17 protein-coding genes and 1 CRISPR repeat array are annotated in these 20,100 nt (G+C 44.3%); of the genes, 11 read left to right on the top strand and 6 right to left on the bottom strand.

Translation table 11 applies throughout. From position 1 onward, the window contains the following. Positions 1 to 85 precede the first annotated feature (85 nt). Entirely contained in the window at positions 86 to 982 is an 897-nt protein-coding gene (ftcD, locus tag K360_RS0100085) for a glutamate formimidoyltransferase (RefSeq protein ID WP_024821150.1), read from the top strand. Positions 983 to 1,097: 115 nt separating this feature from the next. Here the strand turns inward: ftcD and K360_RS0100080 are convergent, their stop codons facing one another. From K360_RS0100080 to K360_RS0100070, 3 genes are read right to left on the bottom strand one after another with little or no spacing between them, the layout of a single operon-like run. After that, positions 1,098 to 1,613: a Gx transporter family protein gene (locus tag K360_RS0100080; protein WP_024821149.1), complete on the bottom strand. Its 516-nt coding sequence runs from the start codon at positions 1,611 to 1,613 to the stop codon at positions 1,098 to 1,100. A gap of 20 nt (positions 1,614 to 1,633) precedes the next feature. Further along, on the bottom strand, positions 1,634 to 2,023 hold the full coding sequence (locus K360_RS0100075; protein WP_024821148.1) for a NusG domain II-containing protein: 390 nt from the start codon (positions 2,021 to 2,023) through the stop codon (positions 1,634 to 1,636). Beyond that, positions 2,007 to 3,050, bottom strand: coding sequence for an FAD:protein FMN transferase (locus tag K360_RS0100070; RefSeq protein WP_024821147.1), 1,044 nt, complete (start codon positions 3,048 to 3,050; stop codon positions 2,007 to 2,009). Before K360_RS0100070 ends, K360_RS0100075 begins: the two co-directional genes overlap by 17 nt. Before the next feature lie 173 nt (positions 3,051 to 3,223). On the opposite strand from K360_RS0100070, the gene K360_RS0100065 reads away from it, so the two are divergent. The 4 genes from K360_RS0100065 (at position 3,224) to K360_RS0100050 (ending at position 7,404) form a co-directional block, all read left to right on the top strand. Then, entirely contained in the window at positions 3,224 to 4,534 is a 1,311-nt protein-coding gene (locus K360_RS0100065; protein ID WP_024821146.1) for an amidohydrolase, read from the top strand. A 15-nt stretch (positions 4,535 to 4,549) separates the two neighbouring features. Then, entirely contained in the window at positions 4,550 to 5,365 is an 816-nt protein-coding gene (locus K360_RS0100060) for a DUF3100 domain-containing protein (RefSeq protein ID WP_034326127.1), read from the top strand. 3 nt (positions 5,366 to 5,368) lie between these two features. Then, positions 5,369 to 5,815: a hypothetical protein gene (locus K360_RS0100055; RefSeq protein ID WP_024821144.1), complete on the top strand. Its 447-nt coding sequence runs from the start codon at positions 5,369 to 5,371 to the stop codon at positions 5,813 to 5,815. Between the two features lie 215 nt (positions 5,816 to 6,030). Continuing rightward, entirely contained in the window at positions 6,031 to 7,404 is a 1,374-nt protein-coding gene (locus K360_RS0100050) for an alanine/glycine:cation symporter family protein (protein WP_024821143.1), read from the top strand. 210 nt (positions 7,405 to 7,614) lie between these two features. Here K360_RS0100050 and K360_RS0100045 read toward each other — a convergent pair whose 3' ends face one another. After that, entirely contained in the window at positions 7,615 to 10,335 is a 2,721-nt protein-coding gene (locus K360_RS0100045; RefSeq protein ID WP_245587063.1) for a UPF0182 family membrane protein, read from the bottom strand. Positions 10,336 to 10,543: 208 nt separating this feature from the next. Here K360_RS0100045 and tsaA point away from each other — a divergent pair, with 208 nt between their 5' ends. From tsaA to K360_RS0100020, 5 genes are all read left to right on the top strand, one after another. Next, positions 10,544 to 11,035 carry a tRNA (N6-threonylcarbamoyladenosine(37)-N6)-methyltransferase TrmO gene (gene tsaA / locus K360_RS0100040; protein WP_034326124.1) on the top strand — a complete coding sequence of 164 codons (492 nt, stop codon included), beginning with the start codon at positions 10,544 to 10,546 and terminating at the stop codon, positions 11,033 to 11,035. A 25-nt stretch (positions 11,036 to 11,060) separates the two neighbouring features. Next, positions 11,061 to 11,441, top strand: a complete 381-nt coding sequence (locus K360_RS0100035) for a RidA family protein (protein ID WP_024821140.1) — start codon at positions 11,061 to 11,063, stop codon at positions 11,439 to 11,441. A gap of 73 nt (positions 11,442 to 11,514) precedes the next feature. Then, positions 11,515 to 12,906 (top strand): class II fumarate hydratase, encoded by a 1,392-nt coding sequence (gene fumC, locus K360_RS0100030; RefSeq protein ID WP_024821139.1) that lies wholly within the window; start codon positions 11,515 to 11,517, stop codon positions 12,904 to 12,906. A gap of 101 nt (positions 12,907 to 13,007) precedes the next feature. Beyond that, on the top strand, positions 13,008 to 14,339 hold the full coding sequence (locus tag K360_RS0100025; RefSeq protein WP_024821138.1) for an L-cysteine desulfidase family protein: 1,332 nt from the start codon (positions 13,008 to 13,010) through the stop codon (positions 14,337 to 14,339). Further along, complete coding sequence (locus K360_RS0100020; RefSeq protein WP_024821137.1) at positions 14,326 to 14,910, top strand: DUF1847 domain-containing protein; 585 nt, start codon at positions 14,326 to 14,328, stop codon at positions 14,908 to 14,910. Before K360_RS0100025 ends, K360_RS0100020 begins: the two co-directional genes overlap by 14 nt. Before the next feature lie 68 nt (positions 14,911 to 14,978). Here K360_RS0100020 and K360_RS0100015 read toward each other — a convergent pair whose 3' ends face one another. Continuing rightward, on the bottom strand, positions 14,979 to 16,160 hold the full coding sequence (locus K360_RS0100015; protein WP_024821136.1) for a MalY/PatB family protein: 1,182 nt from the start codon (positions 16,158 to 16,160) through the stop codon (positions 14,979 to 14,981). Positions 16,161 to 16,381: 221 nt separating this feature from the next. On the opposite strand from K360_RS0100015, the gene K360_RS0100010 reads away from it, so the two are divergent. Further along, a complete protein-coding gene (locus K360_RS0100010) occupies positions 16,382 to 18,976 on the top strand; it encodes an adenosylcobalamin-dependent ribonucleoside-diphosphate reductase (RefSeq protein WP_024821135.1) in 2,595 nt (864 codons plus the stop codon). A 184-nt stretch (positions 18,977 to 19,160) separates the two neighbouring features. Here K360_RS0100010 and K360_RS0100005 read toward each other — a convergent pair whose 3' ends face one another. Beyond that, a complete protein-coding gene (locus tag K360_RS0100005; protein WP_024821134.1) occupies positions 19,161 to 19,514 on the bottom strand; it encodes a MuF-C-terminal domain-containing protein in 354 nt (117 codons plus the stop codon). A 24-nt stretch (positions 19,515 to 19,538) separates the two neighbouring features. Then, a CRISPR array of direct repeats spans positions 19,539 to 20,098; the repeat unit is 30 nt; unit sequence GTTTCCATCCCTTATAGGAAGCATAAAAAG. Positions 20,099 to 20,100 lie beyond the last annotated feature (2 nt).

Below are 20,100 nucleotides of genomic sequence, written 5' to 3'. Positions count from 1 at the left end.
TCTCATAGAGGATGTCGAAGGCCGGTACGGCAATTGAGGCGATGCCGGCCTTTCATTTATTCATCAAAAGAAGGGACGTGTGAATATGAGCAAAAAACTTGTAGAGTGTGTTCCTAACTTCAGCGAAGGCAGACGAGGAGATGTAGTGGAAGCCATTGTTGATGCCGCTCGTGGCGTTCCTGGAGTTAAGGTTCTTGATTACTCTTCAGATCCAGACCATAACAGAACAGTTCTTACGTTCGTAGGTGATCCTGAATCTGTTAAAAAAGCAGCTTTTGCTTGTTGTTCCAAGGCAGCTGAGCTCATCGATATGGAGAAACATCATGGTGAACATCCCCGCATTGGCGCTACAGATGTTATCCCCTTCATTCCAGTGGCTAACGTAACTATGGAAGAATGTGTGGAGCTCGCTCATTCCCTGGGGAAAGATATAGGAGAAAAGTTGAATATTCCTGTCTATTTTTATGAGGAAGCCGCAAAACGTCCTCAAATGAGATCCCTTCCTAAAGTGCGAGAAGGACAATATGAAGGACTTAAAGAGCTTATAAAGACACCAGAACGAGCTCCTGACGAAGGGCCTCAGGTCATGCATCCTACGGCAGGTGCCACAGTTGTAGGGGCTCGCCCCTTCCTTATTGCTTTCAACATTAACCTTTCAACAGGTGATTTGGCCATAGCCAAGAGAATCGCCCAGACTATCAGGGAAGCAAAGGGAGGCTATAAATATTGCCGTGCTATGGGCGTTATGTTGGAAGAGCGTGGAATTGCCCAAGTTTCTATTAACATGACTAACTACGAGGGGACGCCTCTCCATAGAGTTTTTGAGACGGTGAAATCTGAGGCTGCTCGCTACGGGGTGAATATAGTAGGCAGCGAGATTATTGGCCTTACACCTATGCAGGCACTCCTCGATGTGGCCGATTTTTATCTTCGCCTTGAAGGTTTTAGTCGTAAACAGGTTCTTGAAGCCATATTGGAATAATAAAATAAAGGGATTGCCCTTTCGGGTAGGGGTATGCTTTGCGGCAGTACCTATATGTATTGCCACATAATGTCAACTATAAGAAGGGCTGTCCAGTGTTAAGGATGGCCCTTCTTTAAAGGCGCATTTGAGGTACCCTCTTAAGCCGTTCGCTCAAAAGAGAGGCAAGAAAGCCTGTAGAATAGCCTGTAATTGCCCCTGATAAAATTAACACAGGCAAATAGAAGATGACATAAAAGTTTTGTATTAATGCAATAATAACAAGTAGCTGTCCTATATTATGGGTTACTGCTCCCGCGATACTAAGGTAGGGGAGCGTTATTGAATCTTTGAAGTGTCTATCAAGCTCAATCATAAGGAGGCAGCTCAATACCCCTCCTGTAAAACTGCACAGAAAGGCGATCATATTTCCACTGAAGAAAGCGGAAAGACCAATACGGAGGAGGGTGACGGTGAGAGCTTCTTTCCATCCGTAGAGTCGAAGAGCTACAAGAGTGATAATATTTGCCAGTCCCAGCTTAACGCCTGGGAAAATGAGAGGTATCTGGGCTTCTGCCACATGAATGGAAAGGGCGAGACCTACAAGCAAAGCCATTATAATCATAGCTTTCAGATGTTTCTTGCTGTACATGTATCGCAAAGCCCCCTTCCTTAATGAGAAATGGCATCAGGCCCTTTGTAGCGGCCCCTGCGTCCGATAATCTTGATACTTGTCTTATGAGGCAGACAAACAGCCGTCTCTCCAGGCTGGGATAACCACCCAGATCGAATACACTGTTTATGAGGGCAGTTGGCGTCAAGAAAGCGAATTCGACCACGCTCTATCCTAATTACATTATATGTGTTTTCTCCATAGAGAGGCCACTCTTCCGGGGCAGTAACATCATCAAGAGCTACTTCCCTTACGATGTGCCCGTCTACCTCTATGACAGCCACTGTTTTTCCCGTCCCTTCACATGTTTTATATGCGAAACTCACGAGGAGACTTCCTGCGATGAGTATCACCAAGAGTATCGTTATAAATTTATTCCCCTTCTTCATATATGTAACCCTTTCCCTTGATAAGACGAAACATCTTAGACATCCCTGATGTGGCATAAATTTTCTTCTCTTCCGTAACGACAAGGGCTTCAACGCCAGGGATGTGTTCTATAAAAGCGAGCCCTTCCTCTTTACCTAAAATGTAGAGAGTTGTAGAGAGAGCATCTCCGTCAATTGATCTCTGAGATACAATAGTGGCACTTAGTAACCCAGATACGGCAGGATAGCCGCTATGAGGATCAAATATATGATGATACCGTTTCCCCTCTACTTCAAAAAAACGTTCGTAATTGCCTGATGTTACTACGGAACAATTAGAAACTTTTACGATCCCTAAGGGTGTTCCTCGAGGTTCTAAGGGGTCTTGAATGCCAATGTTCCACAAGGTTCCGTCAGCTTTGGTCCCGTACGCATATATATTCCCGCCCAGATCGATGAGAGCGCTTTTAATTCCCTTTCCCCTAAAAATTTGAGCCACTTCATCTGCAGCATATCCCTTTGCGATGCCGCCAAGATCCAGCATTTGTCCTTTCTGTAGAAGCATAATAGATTTCGTTTCTTTATTAATGACAGAACGAGCATAATTTACCAATGGAAGCCTTTGGGCGATCTCTTTCTCTGTTGGTAGTTTTTCCTTGTTGGTTCCGATACCCCAAAGATCCACAATGGGGCCAATAGTAGGATCAAAATATCCCGAACTTTTCTGTGCATATTTTAAAGCTTGTTCCATTACGAAAAAAGTGTCATTATGAACAACTACAGGTTCTATTCCTGCCTTCTGATTCACGCAAGCAATATCGGAGGAAGAAGAATGGAGAGACATATGGTCTTCGATTTCAGCAATTCGTTGAAGAGCCGCATCGAGAGCTTGAGGGGCGTTCTCTCCCTGCGCTTGAATTCGTATAAGGGTCCCTAATGCGTAACTTTCTCTGGAACTATAGGGGTTTTTCCTAAAAGATCCTTTCCAGAAGAGGAGAAGCAGCAGTAAAAATACTATGCTACTTATGCAAAAGAAAAACTTTTTCAAAAGGACATCCACCAACTTCCATAAAATGAACAGGATTATTGTACGAGGATACTCAGAATAATGCTAGGAAAAGTTATTGAGCATATTTGAGAATAAAACAAGATATAATAACAAAACAAGATATAATAACAAAACAATACGAACTATCAACTTCAGTAGGGGGTGTTAAGAATATGAGTATACAAGACCTTAAAAATCAAGTATGTCAGAGTATCGACGATAGGAAAGAAGATCTTCTCTCTCTTGTTCAAGAGATAGGTGCCCATGCAGAGCTGGGTTTTAAGGAAATCCGTACCTCTTCCAGGGTAGCCGCGTTTCTGAAAGAGCTTGGACTTCCTGTGGAGACGGGGTTGGCAATAACCGGAGTCAAAGCGCGTCTGGAAGGGAAGAGCTCAGGTCCTACAGTGGCGGTCCTTGGAGAGCTCGATGGGGTTATTAGTCCAGATCATCCTCAAGTGGTAAAAGAGACGAGAGCAGCTCACGCCTGTGGCCATAATCTGCAAATAGGAACCATGCTTGGCGCCGCTATAGGACTAACATGTGCTGGCGCGGGGAAAGAGCTGGATGGTTCAGTCTGCTTTATGGGAGTTCCTGCAGAAGAGTTCATTGAAATTGAAGAACGGATGGAACGTCGCAAAAAAGGCGAAATCCATTTCCTTGGAGGTAAGCAGGAATTAGTGTATCAAGGAGCTTTTGACGATATAGATATGGCTATGATGGCTCATGCCGGAACGAATATGCCTCATCCAACTTTTCTTATTGGTGAGACTGGGAACGGATTTATTGCCAAAACCATTCACTACATTGGCAAGGCTACTCATGCTGCCGCTGCTCCTCATGAGGGAATTAACGCACTTAATGCAGCGGTGCTTGGTATTAATGCCATGCACGCTATGAGAGAAACTTTTCGAGATGATGATCATGTCCGAGTCCATTTTATTATCACTAAAGGGGGCGATACTGTAAATTCAGTGCCTGCTGATGTTCGTCTTGAAGCTTACGTACGAGGAAGGTCCATGGATGCGATCAATGGCACCCATACGAAGTTTGATCGGGCTTTTCGCTCTGGAGGCGATGCAGTAGGAGCCAAGACCGAAATTGTTACGATCCCAGGATACCTCCCTCTCGCGTGCTCAAAAAACATGAACGACATATTTGCCACAAATGCAGCGAAATTCGTGCCTCAGGAGAACATTGTGGTAGCTCCTCATTTTGACGGATCCACGGATATGGGAGATCTCTGCCATATTATGCCTGCTATTCATCCTTATTTCGGAGGAGTTACTGGAGCCCTTCATTCAGGAGATTTTAGAGTTGTGGATTATGAAGCGGCAGTGCTTCTTCCAGCGAAAGTTATGGCGACAACTGTTATTGACCTACTATACAACGGAGCAGAAAAGGGACGGGAATTGCTTAAGGCTCACCGTCCTCTCATGACACGGGAAGAATATCTTCAAACTCTGGAGCGTTACTTCAATATGTGAAAGGAGTGGTGAAACGTGTGGGATGCGATCCGCAACTGGAAAATTCACGCATTAGTACTCGTCCTAGTGGTAATGGCAGAATGGATCGGAATTCACTCTTTTAAGGTAGGGATTGGCACCATCGTCCTTCTTCCGATGCTTTATGCTCTTATGGCGGGGGCCCTATTAGGGCCGAAGTTTTTGAAATTGGCTAATCAGAAAGACATGGTAGATGCAGGGAGTCTCATTGGGGTTACCCTTATGCTTCTTATGGCACGATATGGCACCCTTGTCGGACCGAACCTACCCATGATTCTCAAGACAAGCCCTGCCCTTATTTTGCAGGAGTTTGGAAACTTGGGAACAGTTTTAGTAGGAGTTCCTGTGGCTGTTTTCCTCGGCCTGAAGCGAGAGACGATTGGGGCAGCTCACTCTGTATCTCGAGAGCCTAACGTAGCTTTGATTGGCGATATTTACGGGCTTGACACCCCTGAGGGACAGGGTGTGATGGGAGTTTATATTTGCGGAACAGTCTTTGGAACTATTTTTTACGGTCTCATGGCTACTGTTACTGCGGCTCTTAATATATTCCATCCCTTGGCTTTAGGTATGGCTTCTGGTGTTGGGAGCGCTAGCATGATGACAGCATCTGTAGGTTCTCTCAGCGCTATGTACCCCGAGATTGCCGATAAAATCCAGGCTCTTGGTGCGGCGAGCAATATGCTTTCTGGCCTTGATGGTATTTACATGTCTCTATGGATGGCTCTGCCCCTCTCCGAATGGCTCTACAAGAAAACGTACAAAATAAAATACGGAGAGTTTCCGGAAGAACCTAAGTATAAGGGGGTGTAATTCATGAAATCTATTGAAGTCTTTATGGTGCTTCTTATTGTTGCAGTTATGACCCTTATAGGGAATTTTGTAGGGGCAAACACACCTCTTTTAAGTGCTGTCCCAGGAATGTTGGCTTTAGTGGCCATTTGTATGGCTGGAGTACTATGCGCAAAATTTATTCCAGTCCGCATCCCTTCAGTGGCTTATATTGTTACCATCGGTTGTATCTTGACATACCCGGGGTTTCCAGGATCCGCTCTTCTTTCTGCTTGGGTTCAGAAAGTTAATTTCTTGGCCCTTACAACACCTATTCTGGCATATGCGGGTATTTCGCTTGGCAAAGACCTGGGAATGTTGAAAAAAACGGGCTGGAGAATCATTGTGGTTTCATTTGTTGTTTTTATTGGAACATACGTAGGTTCTGCCGTTATAGCTCAAGCCGTCCTGAAACTGATAGGGGAAATCTAACCGTCACGTTAAGAAAACAGTACCGCTCCAGATGTAATGTGAAGGGGACACCTTAAGGTGTCCCCTTTTTGTTGTGTATATAATTGTCTATAAATAAACATATTTTTATATTTAAACTTCTTTTTATATCGTTGACTTTGTTCATCTCATAACATAATCTAACAAAGAAAGGGGGCTTTTTTGTTTTTATATTACAAGACCAAGGGGGTTTTTTTATGGAGCTCATTGATATTGTTCAAGGTATTAATGGTATTCTGTGGAGTTACGTCCTTATTTTCCTCCTTTGCGGTACTGGAATTTATTTTACGTTTCGACTGAAGTTTGTGCAGTTACGGAAGTTTGGAGATGCTTGTCGCCATGCCTTTGGTGGAATAACTCTCTTTGGAGAGAAAGCCGGGAAGGAAGGAATGTCTTCTTTCCAGTCTCTGGCCACGGCAATTGCAGCTCAAGTTGGAACAGGTAACCTCGCAGGAGCTGCTACGGCTATAGCATCTGGTGGACCTGGCGCTATTTTCTGGATGTGGATCAGCGCTTTCTTTGGCATGAGCACGATTTTTGCAGAGGCTGTCCTTGCCCAGATATATAAAGAACGAGATGTGGATGGGCAGGTTGTAGGTGGCCCAGCTTATTACATTCATAAGGGTTTTGGAAGCAGAGGACTTGCCGTATTTTTCTCTGTTGCCATAATTATTGCCCTCGGTTTTATTGGCAATATGGTACAGTCCAACTCCATTAGTGATGCGTTCCAGACGGCATTCAATATGCCCAGTCTTTATGTAGGCATTGGTTTGGCTCTTCTTGCAGGCCTTATTTTCTTCGGCGGCATTAGCCGAATCGCATCTTTTACAGAAAAAGTAGTGCCCCTCATGGCTCTCCTTTATATTATTGGTGGAGTCGTCGTTCTTGTTATGAACATCGATATGATTATTCCTGCCTTCAAGATGATATTTGTCGGAGCCTTTAATCCAAGAGCTGCTACAGGTGGACTTATTGGAGCTACAGTTAAGGAAGCCATGCGTTATGGCGTAGCTCGAGGCCTCTTCTCTAACGAGGCTGGTATGGGATCTACTCCCCACGCTCACGCTGTAGCTAAAGTTGATCATCCTGCAGAGCAGGGGCTTATGGCTATTATTGGTGTTTTTATTGATACATTCATCGTTTTGAACATTACCGCTTTCGTTATTTTTGTAACAGGTTCTCTTGATGGGCAGACAACTGGTATTGCTCTTACTCAGGGTGCTTTTACAAAGGCTTTTGGGGGTTTTGGCAACACTTTTGTGGCTATTTGCCTTTTCTTCTTTGCTTTCTCCACTGTTATCGGGTGGTACTTCTTTGGTGAGGCTAATATCCGCTACCTCTTTGGGTTAAAGGGCCTTACCCCCTATCGAATTCTGGTCATGATTTTTATCGTACTTGGCTCTACCTTGAAAGTGGATCTTGTATGGGAATTGGCAGATACCTTCAATGGTTTGATGGTTATCCCCAACCTTATCGCCGTTCTCGGTTTGGCGAAGGTTGTTTCGAAGGCCCTCGATGAGTATGATTACGATAAACAGGGATATTTGAAACCGAAAGAATCTGAAGCATAACGCTAATATCATTCGTATAACACCAAACACCACAGGCGCACCAAAACGGGCCGCTTTTTTAAGGCGGCCCGTTCCCCTTTTTTTATCCGTAGGAGCTAAAATAAAAGATATTATTTGTCTTTTACGTTTACTTGTGTATGGAGCCACAGATAAGACAAAACTCCTGGAAGGTAACTCTTCTCGTTTTAAGCTACGTGAAAAATCTGATTCTTACTCTTGTGTAGAACGATACAACGACTGAAGTAACGTTTCAAGATGCTTCATAGCTTCTCCATATTGGGCCCAGTCTCCGAGACGAAGGGCTTCCTGTGCTGTTTCCCAAGTCTTTTGTGCTTCTTCTATCATTATTCGTATCCGTTGTTTTTGTGTAGTATCTATTTCTTCAGCAGGTTTCGTTACATCCGCAGGTCTTTCTGGCGAGACAACCTTTGATGGAACTGCTACCCCTTCTCGTTTCCCTAAAAGCTTTTCCAGGGCTTCGTCAAGACGTTCTGCCCATACAACTCGCCCTCCGGTGGAAACAATAACTCGTTTCAGTTCCGGCAAATCACTATTTTCGGCTTTGAGATAGAGAGGCTGAACGTAAAGAACGGCTTTCTCTATTGGAATAACAATAATATTACCTTTTATAACATCAGAGCCTCTTTGGCTCCACAAAGAAAGCTGGGCAGAGATATCTGGGTGCTGGTTTGTAAGGGCTTCCACTTGAGCGGGCCCATAGATCAGTTTTTGCTTTGGGAACGTGTAAACAAAAAGTTCTCCATAACGGTCACCATCACATCTTCCCGCCATCCATGCGATCATGTTGTCGCGACCGACGGGGGTAAAAGGTGTGATGAGGGCGAATTCTGCAGATTGATCTTCCTCTATCTTCATAATGACATAAAAAGCCCCAAGTTCTTCTTTATTCCCACTGCCTTTATATGTTTGCCATACATCTTCTTTGTTATAGAAAGTATTAGGGTCTTGCATGTGGTAGATTTTTAATATCTCACTTTGCACAGAAAAAAGGTCTTTAGGGTATCGAATATGTTTTTTCAGGCCTTCAGGCATGTAGCTCATAGGCTGGAAAAGGCCTGGGAAAATTTGAGCCCATGTTTTAATTAAAGGATCCTTCTCGTCTGAAATATAAAAATGGACGGTCCCGTCATATGCATCGACTGTGGCTTTTACACTATTGCGAATGTAGTTGATTTTAACGTTACGTTGCCTTTCTCCGGAGCCAATAAGGACAGGCTCTGCGTAGGGATACCGATCAGTTACTGTATAGGCGTCTTGCATCCATACAAGATGCCCCTCATGAATAACGAGATAGGGGTCCTCATCATAGAAAAGGAAAGGAGCTAACCGTTGCAGTCGTTCCTGTATGTTTCGGTAGTAAAGCACGCGGCTTTCAGAAGTAAAAAAGTTTGTAAAAAGAATTTTAGAGTCTCCAAAACGCAGAGCAAAGAGGAGCCGTCTGGCAAAGTTGCCAATAGAAACGCCCCCACTTCCTTCGTAGGTCGTTCTCGCATTAGAATCCCCAATAGGGTAGTCGAATTCTTTTTCCGTAGTTTTAACAAAAACATAGGAGCTAGGTTTCTCTCCGTAATAAATTTGAGGACGATTTAGTTCTATGGGAACTGCTATATGAGGTGGAATGTTTTCAATCCAGAGCGCAGGAAGTCCACTGCGCCCCACTTCGTTAACCGGATTCATTACAATTCCGTAGCCATGTGTAAACTCTACACGCTGGTTCACCCATGTGGGGTTCTGAAGGTTTTTAAAATCTAGTTCTCTCGCAGCAACCATAACCTGACGATAATCGCCATCAAAAGTATATCGGTCGATATCCACGTCAATAAAATCATAGTAAGATCGAATTTCCTGAAGCTGTTTAAAACTCCTGAGAAGAGGGTCGTAGTCCCATAAACGCACGTTCTGAATTGTCTCTTTGTTTTTATCTATCATAGGCCATGTAACTTCTGATTCTGGAACCACAGAGACTGTTTCCAGCGAATCTAGTTTATAAGCTTTTAATGTTGCGTCTATGTTGTACTCTATATATGGTCGTTCTTTGTCAAATTCATTGGGCTCTACAACGTACTTTTGGATAATGCCAGGGTACACGCCTCGCAGAAGGAGAGAGGAGGCAAACAAAAGGCCAATAATCCCTAAGGAGAATTTCCACGTTTTCTTGTAGTGCCCTACCGCTAAAAGCAGAGCCACGATAATGGCCAGAACCCACATAACGTTCAAAGCCAACAGCTCGGCATGTATATCGGTATAGCTGGCTCCGAAAGCCACGCCCCGGGGAGAATAGAGAAGATTGAACCGTTCGAGCCAAAAACCGGCACCCCAAAGGAGGGCTATAGTTGCTACCAAAAGGGATAGATGTTTAAAAATTGTACGTGGAACTGGGTTATGTTGCCCCATAACAATTGGAGCGATGACAAAAGAATACATAAAGCCCGCACCAACAAGAGCCAGAATAAGAAGTCCCATAAACCAGTTTTGTAGGAAGCTTAAGAAAGGAAGTTTATAAATGTAAAAAGCCATTTCCTTCCCGAAGATAGGATCTACAGAACCAAAAGAGCTGCTATGGAGATAACGGAGGATCATGTCCCAGTACCTCTGAGTGGAAAGACCGTTGAGTATAGCTAAAAAACCGGATGCAGAGAGAACCACAACAGAAGTAAACTTTTTGGGAACATTCCCGAAAGGGGAATCTGCAGTTATAAGCTGTAACGTATTGTGACGAGCTATTCGAAAATTCAGGAAAAGAAACGAGAAAGAGACGAGAGCTGATAGTATAAAAAGAGCCCATTTGGGAAGGAGCATCGTCCAGAATATGGAACCATGTCCCAGAGATTTAAACCAAAGATAATCTGTATAAAAACGAGCGAAAGAGGGGAGAGCAAGAGAAGCGAGAAGAGCAACAAACAACAACAACCATAATCCCCATGCTTTCGGCAGAATATCTCGAAAATATTTCGGGAACCTGGATGACTTCTTTTTTTCATTATCGAACCATTCTTCATCAGGAAACGGATAATTTTTCCACATAGTTCTATTCTAGCGAAGAAATTTATTCCGTCAAAAAAGTTTTTTTATCGACTGTGAGATATAATGAAATTAAAAAGATATTGGAGGGGAAGCTATGGGTTTGGAATATAAGCTGCAAAGTATTGGGATTATCCGATCCCCTTTTAGACAGAGGAAAGGAATGCCTATCCAGCCAGCCGGTGCCCGAGGTATTCGTGGAAGTGTGGAAGTGCTTCCAGAATTTGAAAAAGGTCTTCAGGGCCTCGAAGGCTTTTCCCACATTTACCTTTTATACTGGTTTCATCTTTCAGAAGGCTTTGATCTGACAGTCAAGCCGTTTATGGACGTCGAGCATCACGGTGTTTTTGCCACCAGAGCCCCTCGTCGCCCTAACCAGATCGGGCTTTCTGTTGTTCGCCTTGTGGCTATTCAACAGGGTAAGCTTATTATAGAAGATGTGGATATTCTTGATGGGACCCCTCTTCTTGATATTAAACCTTTTGTGCCAGAGTTTGATATTTTTGGCAGAGAATTTCGGTCAGGATGGCTGGAAAAGCAAGACATTTCTCCAGAAAACGTGAAGGCCGACGACCGCTTTAGCGGTTAATTTTATTCGGAAAGGACGATATGAAATGAAAAAAATAATTGCATCGCCGACAGCTCCTAAAGCTGTAGGACCTTATTCTCAGGCTGTTTTGGTGAATGGTTTCTTGTTTGCGTCAGGGCAGTTACCAGTGAATCCGGCAGTAGGAAAGCTTGTGGAAGGTGACATTAAAAATCAGTTCCATCAGGTGATGAAGAATCTCTCTGCTGTGTTGAAGGAAGCGGGTCTTTCTTTTGATGACGTGGTGAAGACAACCATTTTCCTTACTGATATGGCTAACTTCTCTGCGGTGAATGAAGTCTATGCCGAATATTTCCCTGGCGATAAACCAGCTCGTTCCTGCGTTCAGGTGGCAGCGCTGCCCCTTGGCGGTCAGGTAGAAATGGAGCTTATCGCCTGCCAGAAATAAAGGCAGGAGACATATATTTATGTGGGGACATCTTTATAAGATGCCCCCATTTTTTTTGGGGGAGGAATATGGAATGGAATATCGGGTGGAGCGAGACTCTCTAGGAGAAGTACAAGTCCCAGCAGATAAAAAGTGGGGAGCCCAGACGCAAAGGAGCCTTGAAAATTTTAAAATTGGCACTGAAACAATGCCTTACGACATTCTGAAAGCATTTTTTATTCTTAAAAAAGCTGCGGCTGTTGTGAACTGCAACCTAGAGCTCCTTGATAAGGAAAGAAGTAACGCCATCGTGCAAGCGGCTGACGAAGCCTTAGAAGGTAAACTTCAGGAACATTTCCCTCTTGTAGTATGGCAAACGGGCAGCGGCACCCAAACAAATATGAACGTGAACGAAGTTCTTGCTCATCGAGCGAATGAAATTACCGGCAATTCCCCAGTTGTTCATCCTAACGATCACGTTAATTGTTCTCAAAGTTCTAACGATACGTTCCCCACGGCTATGCATATAGCGGCTGTTCTTGCCATAGAAGACAACGTTTTGCCGGCTCTTCGCCGCCTCCATGAAACACTTTCGAAAAAATCGGCAGAGTTCCAGCATATTGTGAAAGTGGGGAGAACTCATTTACAAGATGCTACACCTCTTACTCTGGGGCAGGAAGTAAGTGGATGGGTGAGGATGCTTGAACGTTGCGGAGCCATGATTCTTAATGGATCCAACATGTTGAAAGATTTGGCCCTTGGAGGAACAGCCGTTGGTACTGGCCTGAATAGCCATCCAGATTTCGCTTCTTGCGTGGCTGAACATATAAGTTTTCTCACAGGGAAATCCTTTTGTACGGCAGAAAATAAATTTCATTCTCTTACAAGTAAAGACGAACTCGTGTTTGCACATGGCGCACTCAAATCCTTAGCGGCTGATCTCATGAAGATAGCCAACGATATTCGCTGGTTGGCCTCTGGTCCTCGCTGCGGTCTGGGGGAGATAACCATCCCCGCTAATGAGCCGGGTAGCTCTATTATGCCCGGAAAAGTGAATCCCACCCAATGCGAAGCTGTAACCATGGTAGCTGTACAGATAATGGGCAACGACAGTGCTATTGGTTTTGCCGCCAGTCAGGGAAATTTTGAGCTGAATGTATTTATGCCTGTCATTATCTATAATTTCTTACAGTCATGTCGCCTCCTTGCCGATGCAATGAACTCCTTTGAGGAGCATTGCGCCTGTGGCTTAAAACCATGCCAGAAACGCATTGATATGTACCTTCAGAACTCTCTGATGCTTGTTACAGCTCTTACACCCCATATTGGTTATGATAAGGCGGCAGAAATTGCCAAGAAAGCTCATAAAGAGGGGACGTCATTAAAAGAAGCGGCGTTGCAACTTGGATATGTAACGACAGAGGAGTTTGAGAGGTGGGTATGCCCTCAGAAAATGGTTGCTCCATCGTTACTTCACAGAGAGTAGATTTTTAACATTTTGTGTCTGCGAGAAAGTGCTTCTTGATTTAAAATTAAGAAGATAAAGATAAATATAAATATAAATATGAAGTAAAGGGGGCATAAAACATGTTTTCAGTGAAAGAGTTTTTGCGCTCTGAAGTTACACCAGCTCTTGGGTGTACCGAGCCCGGTGCTGTGGCTTTGGCTGTGGCCCGGGCGCGTCAGGAAATAGGGAATGAGAGTGTGAGGTTTGTTGAGGTTACAGTAAGTGGCAGTATCTACAAAAATGGCATAGCTGTAAGCATTCCTGGCACACAAGGGTTAAAAGGGAATGTAATTGCGGCTGCTTTATCTTCTGTTTGCGGCAATGCCGAGTATGGCCTTGAAGTATTAAAAGATTGTTCGAGAGAGGCTGTGCAACAGGCACAAAAATGTATAGATCAAGGTAGAATTAAAGTTCTACCTGATATGAACAAGAATGGCGTTTATGTTAAGGCTGTAGTAACCACGGACCAACATATATCAGAGTGCGTAATTGAAGGAAGTCATACAAATATTGTTCAAGTTACCCTCGATGGCAAATCTCGGTATGAACTGCAGGGAATTTCCGAAAAGAACAAGAGTGATGTAAAAAATATTTCCGACCAAATTAAGATAATGGCCTACCGTGATCTCGCACGTCTTATTAACGACATAGACGAAGAAGACATAGAGTATGTTATGGAAGGCGTACGCATGAACATGGAAATTGCCATGCTGGGGCTTGATCCAACGCGAAAAACAGGGCTCGGAGTAGGAAAAACTGTAATGAAACTTGTTGGCGACAGCAATGATTCCCGAACCCTTGGCGATAGAATAAAAGCTATTTCTGCAGCTGCATCGGATGCCAGAATGTCTGGAGCAGCTCTTCCCGTTATGAGCAGCGCTGGAAGTGGCAATCATGGTATTACCGCTATTTTGCCAGTAGCCATAGTGGGGAAATATTATCAAAAAAACAGGGAAGAAATAGCTCGTGCTATAGTTTTAAGCCATCTTTCCACAAGCTTTATAAAAAGCCGCATGGGGCGCTTGAGTCCCATATGTGGGTGTAGTGTAGCAGCCGGTGCTGGAGCAGCGGCCGGCATAGCCTACCTTTTGTCTCAAGATATATGCAAGGCAGAAAAAGCCATGGCGATTCTCGTAAGCAACCTTGTTGGCATGATTTGCGATGGAGCCAAAGACACGTGTGCTCTCAAAGTTGGGACAGGGGCGTATGAAGCCTATTGTGCTGCAATGATGGTATTAGAGGGGCATGAACTAGATGGCCCTCAAGGAGTTGTAGATGAAACCATTGAAAAAACCGTGGAAAATGCTGCCGCTATTAATGTGGAGGGCATGAAAAACGTGGATCGTATCATTATTAATTTCATTTCAAACCGCTACAAAGAGGAGGTTTCAGCTAAAAATGCAGTGTCATAAGTGCCTTGCCCACCCTTGTCAGAAAGGGGACCCTTGCGAAACCAAGGAGAGTCTGCCCCTGTATGAAAACGATCTTGATCGTCGTCTCGTTGCGGTGTCTTCTGAAATAGAAGCCCTCTTTTATGGAGAAGCCTGTCGAGTTGATGAAACATTGGAGTTTGCCAGACGCATGAGATTTAAAAAACTTGGCCTCGCCTTTTGCGTTGGATTTTCTGAAGAAGCAACTCTCCTTGCCTCAATTATTGAAAAGGAGTTTGAGCTTTGTTCCGTTTGCTGTAAAGTTGGCTCTCTTCCTAAAGAGAGTGTAGGTGCGAAGCTGAAGCCGTGGGTGGGCACGATCTCCTGCAATCCTGCAGAGCAAGCCAGGGTTTTAAACGAATCGGGAAGCGAACTTAATATTGTTTTAGGCCTTTGCGTAGGCCACGACTCTGTTTTTTATCGCCATTCTGTAGCCCCTGCGACGACCTTAGTGGTAAAAGACCGAAAGCTTGGGCATAATCCTGTAGCAGCTCTTTACTGCCCTTATATTCGAAAAAACTTAGGGAAACCACTGAAGGAAAGAACGAAATAAAAACGTAGTTAGAAACAAAGAACGGGGCTGTTCTGGAAAGAATGGCCCCGTTCTTTTACGCGCATAAACTATTTTTCAATACAGGCAACAGCTCGGGATATTCTGTCAAGGCCTTCTTTGATCAAGGCCCGGGGTGTGGCGATATTCATTCTCATAAAGCCTTCCCCTCCCGTGCCAAACCAAGCTCCATTGTTCATGGCCACTCGCGCTTTGTTAATCATAAGATTGAAAAGATCTTCACCAGAAAGGCCAAGTCCTCTGCAATCAAGGAATGGGACATATGTTCCTTCAGGCCGTACAAGTTTAATGTCGGGAAGATTTTCAGTTAGATATTTTTCAATAAAATTCACGTTTCCTTCCAAATACTCTAGCAAAGCAAGAAGCCACGGCTCCCCTTTCCTATAAGCAGCTTCTAGGGCAAAGGTGCCAAAAAGGTTCCCTCCATCAATGTGAAGGAAGTTTAAAACAGAAGTATAGGCATCCCGAATTTGAGGATCTGGAATAATTACTGCCGATGTAGAAAGCCCCGCAATATTGAAAGTCTTGCTCGGGGCTATGCAAGTAATAGTTCTGGAAGCGATCTCCGGGGAAAGAGATGCCATGGGAATATGGTGAAAGCCCTTGTAAATAATATCTGAGTGAATCTCGTCAGAAACCACAATCAAATTGTGGCGAAGACAAATTTCTCCAAGCTTCGTGAGCTCCTCTTTGGTCCAAACCCTTCCTACAGGGTTGTGAGGGCTGCAAAGGAAAATCATTTTCACGGAAGAATCTATTTTTTTCTCAAGATCTTCAAAATCCATTTCGAAACGGCCATGTCGCTCTACTAATGGATTCTCTATAATATGGCGTCCACGCCCGCTAGCAGCGCTAAAGAAAGGGGGGTACACAGGAGGTTGCACGATAATTCCATCTCCTGGCTTCGTAAAGGCAAGAACAGCCATGGAAAGGGCAGGAACAACTCCCGGAGAATGGCGAATCCATTCCGCTTCTATTTCCCACTTGTGTCGTTTCTCAACCCACTCTACAATGGATCGAAAATAATTGTCACTTTTCCCTGTATAGCCGAAAATTCCATGATCAACTCGATTTTTTAATACCTCCGTAACCTCAGGAGGAGCTGTAAAATCCATATCTGCAACCCACATGGCCAGAAGATCGTCACGGCCAAATTTCTTCGTCATAAAATCCCATTTTTCACAGGACGTATGGTGTCGATCAATAATTGCATCGAAGTTGTATGTGCCCACTACTTAACACCTCCGTGGAATATATAGCAGTATTATCTTCAGCAATTTCATCTATAATATCATTTTACCCTAAAGAGCATATTCTTTTTTACATAGGTTTTACCGCCCATAAAAAAGAGATAGAAAGGCCCAATAAAACATAGTGGTATCTTTCAAGTTAGCGTCATATTATAGTAATGGCCCTATATATAGGGTATTTCAACGAAAAGAGGTCGAGAGAGATGATCAAACTGTTCCGCGAACGCTTCAACCACCATATCGACCTGGATGTTTTGGAACATCCCGCCGAACTTCGACTGTCTGAAAATGCCATGTGGCTTCTTTCCCAAAGGTATTTTATTCAGCGATACGATGAAGAAGAGGGGGGAACCCGTCAAGAACGATCTTTCGAGGAATTTGCTCGGCGCATATCACGTATCATAGCTAGTGCCGAAACCCTTTACCTTGAGAAAAACGATCCTCAGAGTCTTCCGTGGCTCCAAATTCTTGAAATGAACATCTTCAACGATATTCTCAACAGGTGTTTTCTTTTTAACTCGCCGTGTCTTTTCAGTGCTGGTGCGGGAATGACTATTGTGCCGGAATTGGCAGAACGGATTTACAAATCTCCAACGGAAATGACATTCGAAGACTATGCGACTCTCTTAGAGGCGAAAACGAAAAATCAACAGCTTTTCGCCTGCTTTGTCATCAACATCCCAGACAGCATAGAGGGGATCTTTGACTCTGTGAAAGACGCCAGCATCATAAGCAAATTCGGAGGTGGAGTAGGGGGAAACTTCGGCAACCTCAGAGAAAGAGGCGCCGATATAAATGGCGGAACGGGAGGGCAAGCCAGTGGCCCCATCTCCTTTATGGAGACATGGAACACCATGGGGTCGGTGGTTGTGCAGGGAGGACGGCGAAGAGCTGCCCTTATGGGGATGCTCTACGATAATCACCCTGATATTATGGATTTTATTGATGCCAAGGTTGAGGAAGGGAAGCTCTCTTACTTCAATATTTCTGTTTGTGTCTCTGATCGCCTTATTGAAGCTGTACATGACGATGGAGATTTTCCCCTCCTTTCTCGTATTAATGGGAGCGTAGTCCGTACGCTCCCAGCCAGAGAATTGTGGGATAAGCTCTGTGAAAGCGCTTGGAGAAGGGGAGATCCTGGCGTTTTCTTTATTGATCGTGCCAATGCTGATAACCTTCTAAAACTTGATAAAGAATGGCGTATCGAATCGACAAACCCTTGCGGTGAACAGCCTTTGCCTAACTACACAAGCTGCAACTTGGGTTCCATCAACGTGGAATCTTTTGTAACAGCAAAGGGAGGCTTGCCTTTCTTTGATATGGAAGCATTTGTGGATCAGGTATATCGGTCTATGTATTATCTTGATCTTGTGATCGACGCCTGTTCCTACCCATTGAAACGAATAGAGGAGCGGACAAAAAAAATCCGCCCAGTGGGCCTTGGTATTATGGGGCTTGCCGATGCTGCTATTATGCTGGGTATGCGTTATGGAAGCGAGAGTTTTAACTTGTACTGCACATCTCTGGGAGAAAGTTTAGCTGCCGCTGCATTGTGCGCTACTGAAGAACTCGTATCGTCAGCCAATAAAACTCCCTTTGACGAAAGTCATTTAGTAGAAAAACTTTTTAAACTTTTTAAGGGAGAAACGGAAGGAGAAGACCTTTTCTCAGAAGAATGGTTCGCCCGTGTTGACGAGGAGGATCTTTACGCTCTGATAGCCACCATGCGAGCAACGGAAATCATCCCTTATACACTGGTCAATGCTCTGGAAAGCGTGTTGACCTATGATGCTATGGGGAGTGAAGAAGAGCGGATCCAGAAGGTGAAAAACCTTTTAAAAGCTCTGGCTTCAGGCAACATTCGAAATAGTCGTCGTCTAAGCATTGCTCCTACCGGTTCTATTTCTATGCTTGTAGATACAAGTTCGGGAATCGAACCTAACTTTGCATGGTCATGGACACGGCGCATAATGAAGACTGATGGATCTGGCCATGAGCTTCGGCAATTCTGCCATAAACTGCTAGATGAAGAACAACAGGAAGAACTTCAACAAACAGGAGCTCTTTCTAACCCTATTTACGTTACAGCCTACGATATTTCTACTGATGAGCATGTGGCGGTAACAGGTATTTTTGCTCGGTACATCGATAGTGGAATTAGTAAAACTGTGAACCTTCCCAACTCTGCTACCGTGGATGACGTAAAACGTGTGTACGCCATGTGCTATCAAATGGGTGCCAAGGGAATTACTATTTATAGAGATGGATCCCGTTCTGCCCAACCTATCGAAGTGAAGAAAAAAGAAGAGATAGAGAGAAAGGCAGAGGAAAAAACTCATACCAGTAAAGTAAAGAAGCGGCCGGGTCTTATTGTTTTTGGCAAAACTATAAAGCAGAAAACGCCATGGGGAAGCATGTACGTTACCCTCAACTTTGATGGTTGCGAGCCTTTTGAGGTTTTTGCCACTATAGGTAAAAGCGGATCGGAGCTCAATGCTATGACAGAAGCTCTCTCTCGCGCCATATCCATTGGTTTGCGCAGCGGGGGCAAACTGGAAGACTTTATTGCTACATTGAAAGGGCTATCGGGAAAGGAATACTGGGTATTCGATTACGATGATACCCACATTGCCAGGTCTATTCCCGACGCTATAGCCATGTTGCTTGAGAAGCTTATTGAAAAAGAGGGACACCTGGAGGAAAAACATGATTTACGCTGCCCTGAGTGTGGTAGCCCCATGGAAATGATTTCCGGATGCGCCTACTGTTTTAGCTGTGGCTACTCGCCATGTAAGTAGGGGAGAGGGCCTCTTCGCTGTCTGGAACAGTCTGATTACAGTATCTCTGGAGCTAAAAGACGTAGAGCCATGAGCTTTACCTTGATAAAAGAATGGGAATTGTTATTTTAGTTTGACAAGGTCAGCTTCTGTCTTTACAATTCTATTAGAGGGCTGACAGCCCTCTAAGCCCCGCGGGGCTCCTTCACCGGGCAAGTATAGCCCGGCTGCATCGAGCCTGGCGGAGCTTTTTTGTGTCTATGTAACGTAACCGACCTTCTTCTGCTTGATTAATAAACCACTGATTGTTCGGCTTCTGAGTGCCATGCTGCTTTCTTCCGTAAACACTAGAAATCTCGTTAACTACATACCCTTCCGGCCTCTTATTAAGTCGCAAGGGCACCACAAGAATTGCCCCATCAGGGTCTTTTAACGCCACCATAGCAACTAGGCTACCGGAGACCGTCGCCGAATCGAAAATCAAGAGAGGGGCAGCCAGCACCCTAGGGGTCTGTTTTAATGTTTCAACAGGGAAAGCAAGAAAAGCAAGCCATTGCAACTACCATCCATAGCTATACAACAGGTTTCCATCCCTTATAGGAAGCATAAAAAGAACAGAACGGCAGGAAGAGGAAGTACTCTCTGGGATGTTTCCATCCCTTATAGGAAGCATAAAAAGTCCGGCCCGTCCATGGTTCAAGCTTATGCTGCCTGGTTTCCATCCCTTATAGGAAGCATAAAAAGAGAAATCCTCCTACTCCGCCTTGAGAGACGGTAAACGTTTCCATCCCTTATAGGAAGCATAAAAAGAACGAAGCGGCTACGAAACACCGAAGTAGTACACGAGTTTCCATCCCTTATAGGAAGTATCGAAATCAAAAGATGGCACTGGTAAATTTATTGCACTACGCCTGTTTCCATCCCTTATAGGAAGCATAAAAAGCATTGCAATCTTGTTGCCATCAGCATCGTGGATTTCGGTTTCCATCCCTTATAGGAAGTATCGAAATTCAAGTGATATAGGATATATGGCAGGCGGGGAGTCAAGTTTCCATCCCTTATAGGAAGTATCGAAATAATGTACGGCACATACGGTGGAAATGCGATAGCTGAGTTTCCATCCCTTATAGGAAGTATCGAAATAG

The organism is Aminobacterium mobile DSM 12262, assembly GCF_000526395.1.
GTDB classification, from domain to species: Bacteria; Synergistota; Synergistia; order Synergistales; family Aminobacteriaceae; genus Aminobacterium; species Aminobacterium mobile.
This window is presented reverse-complemented; position numbering and strand designations above follow the sequence as displayed.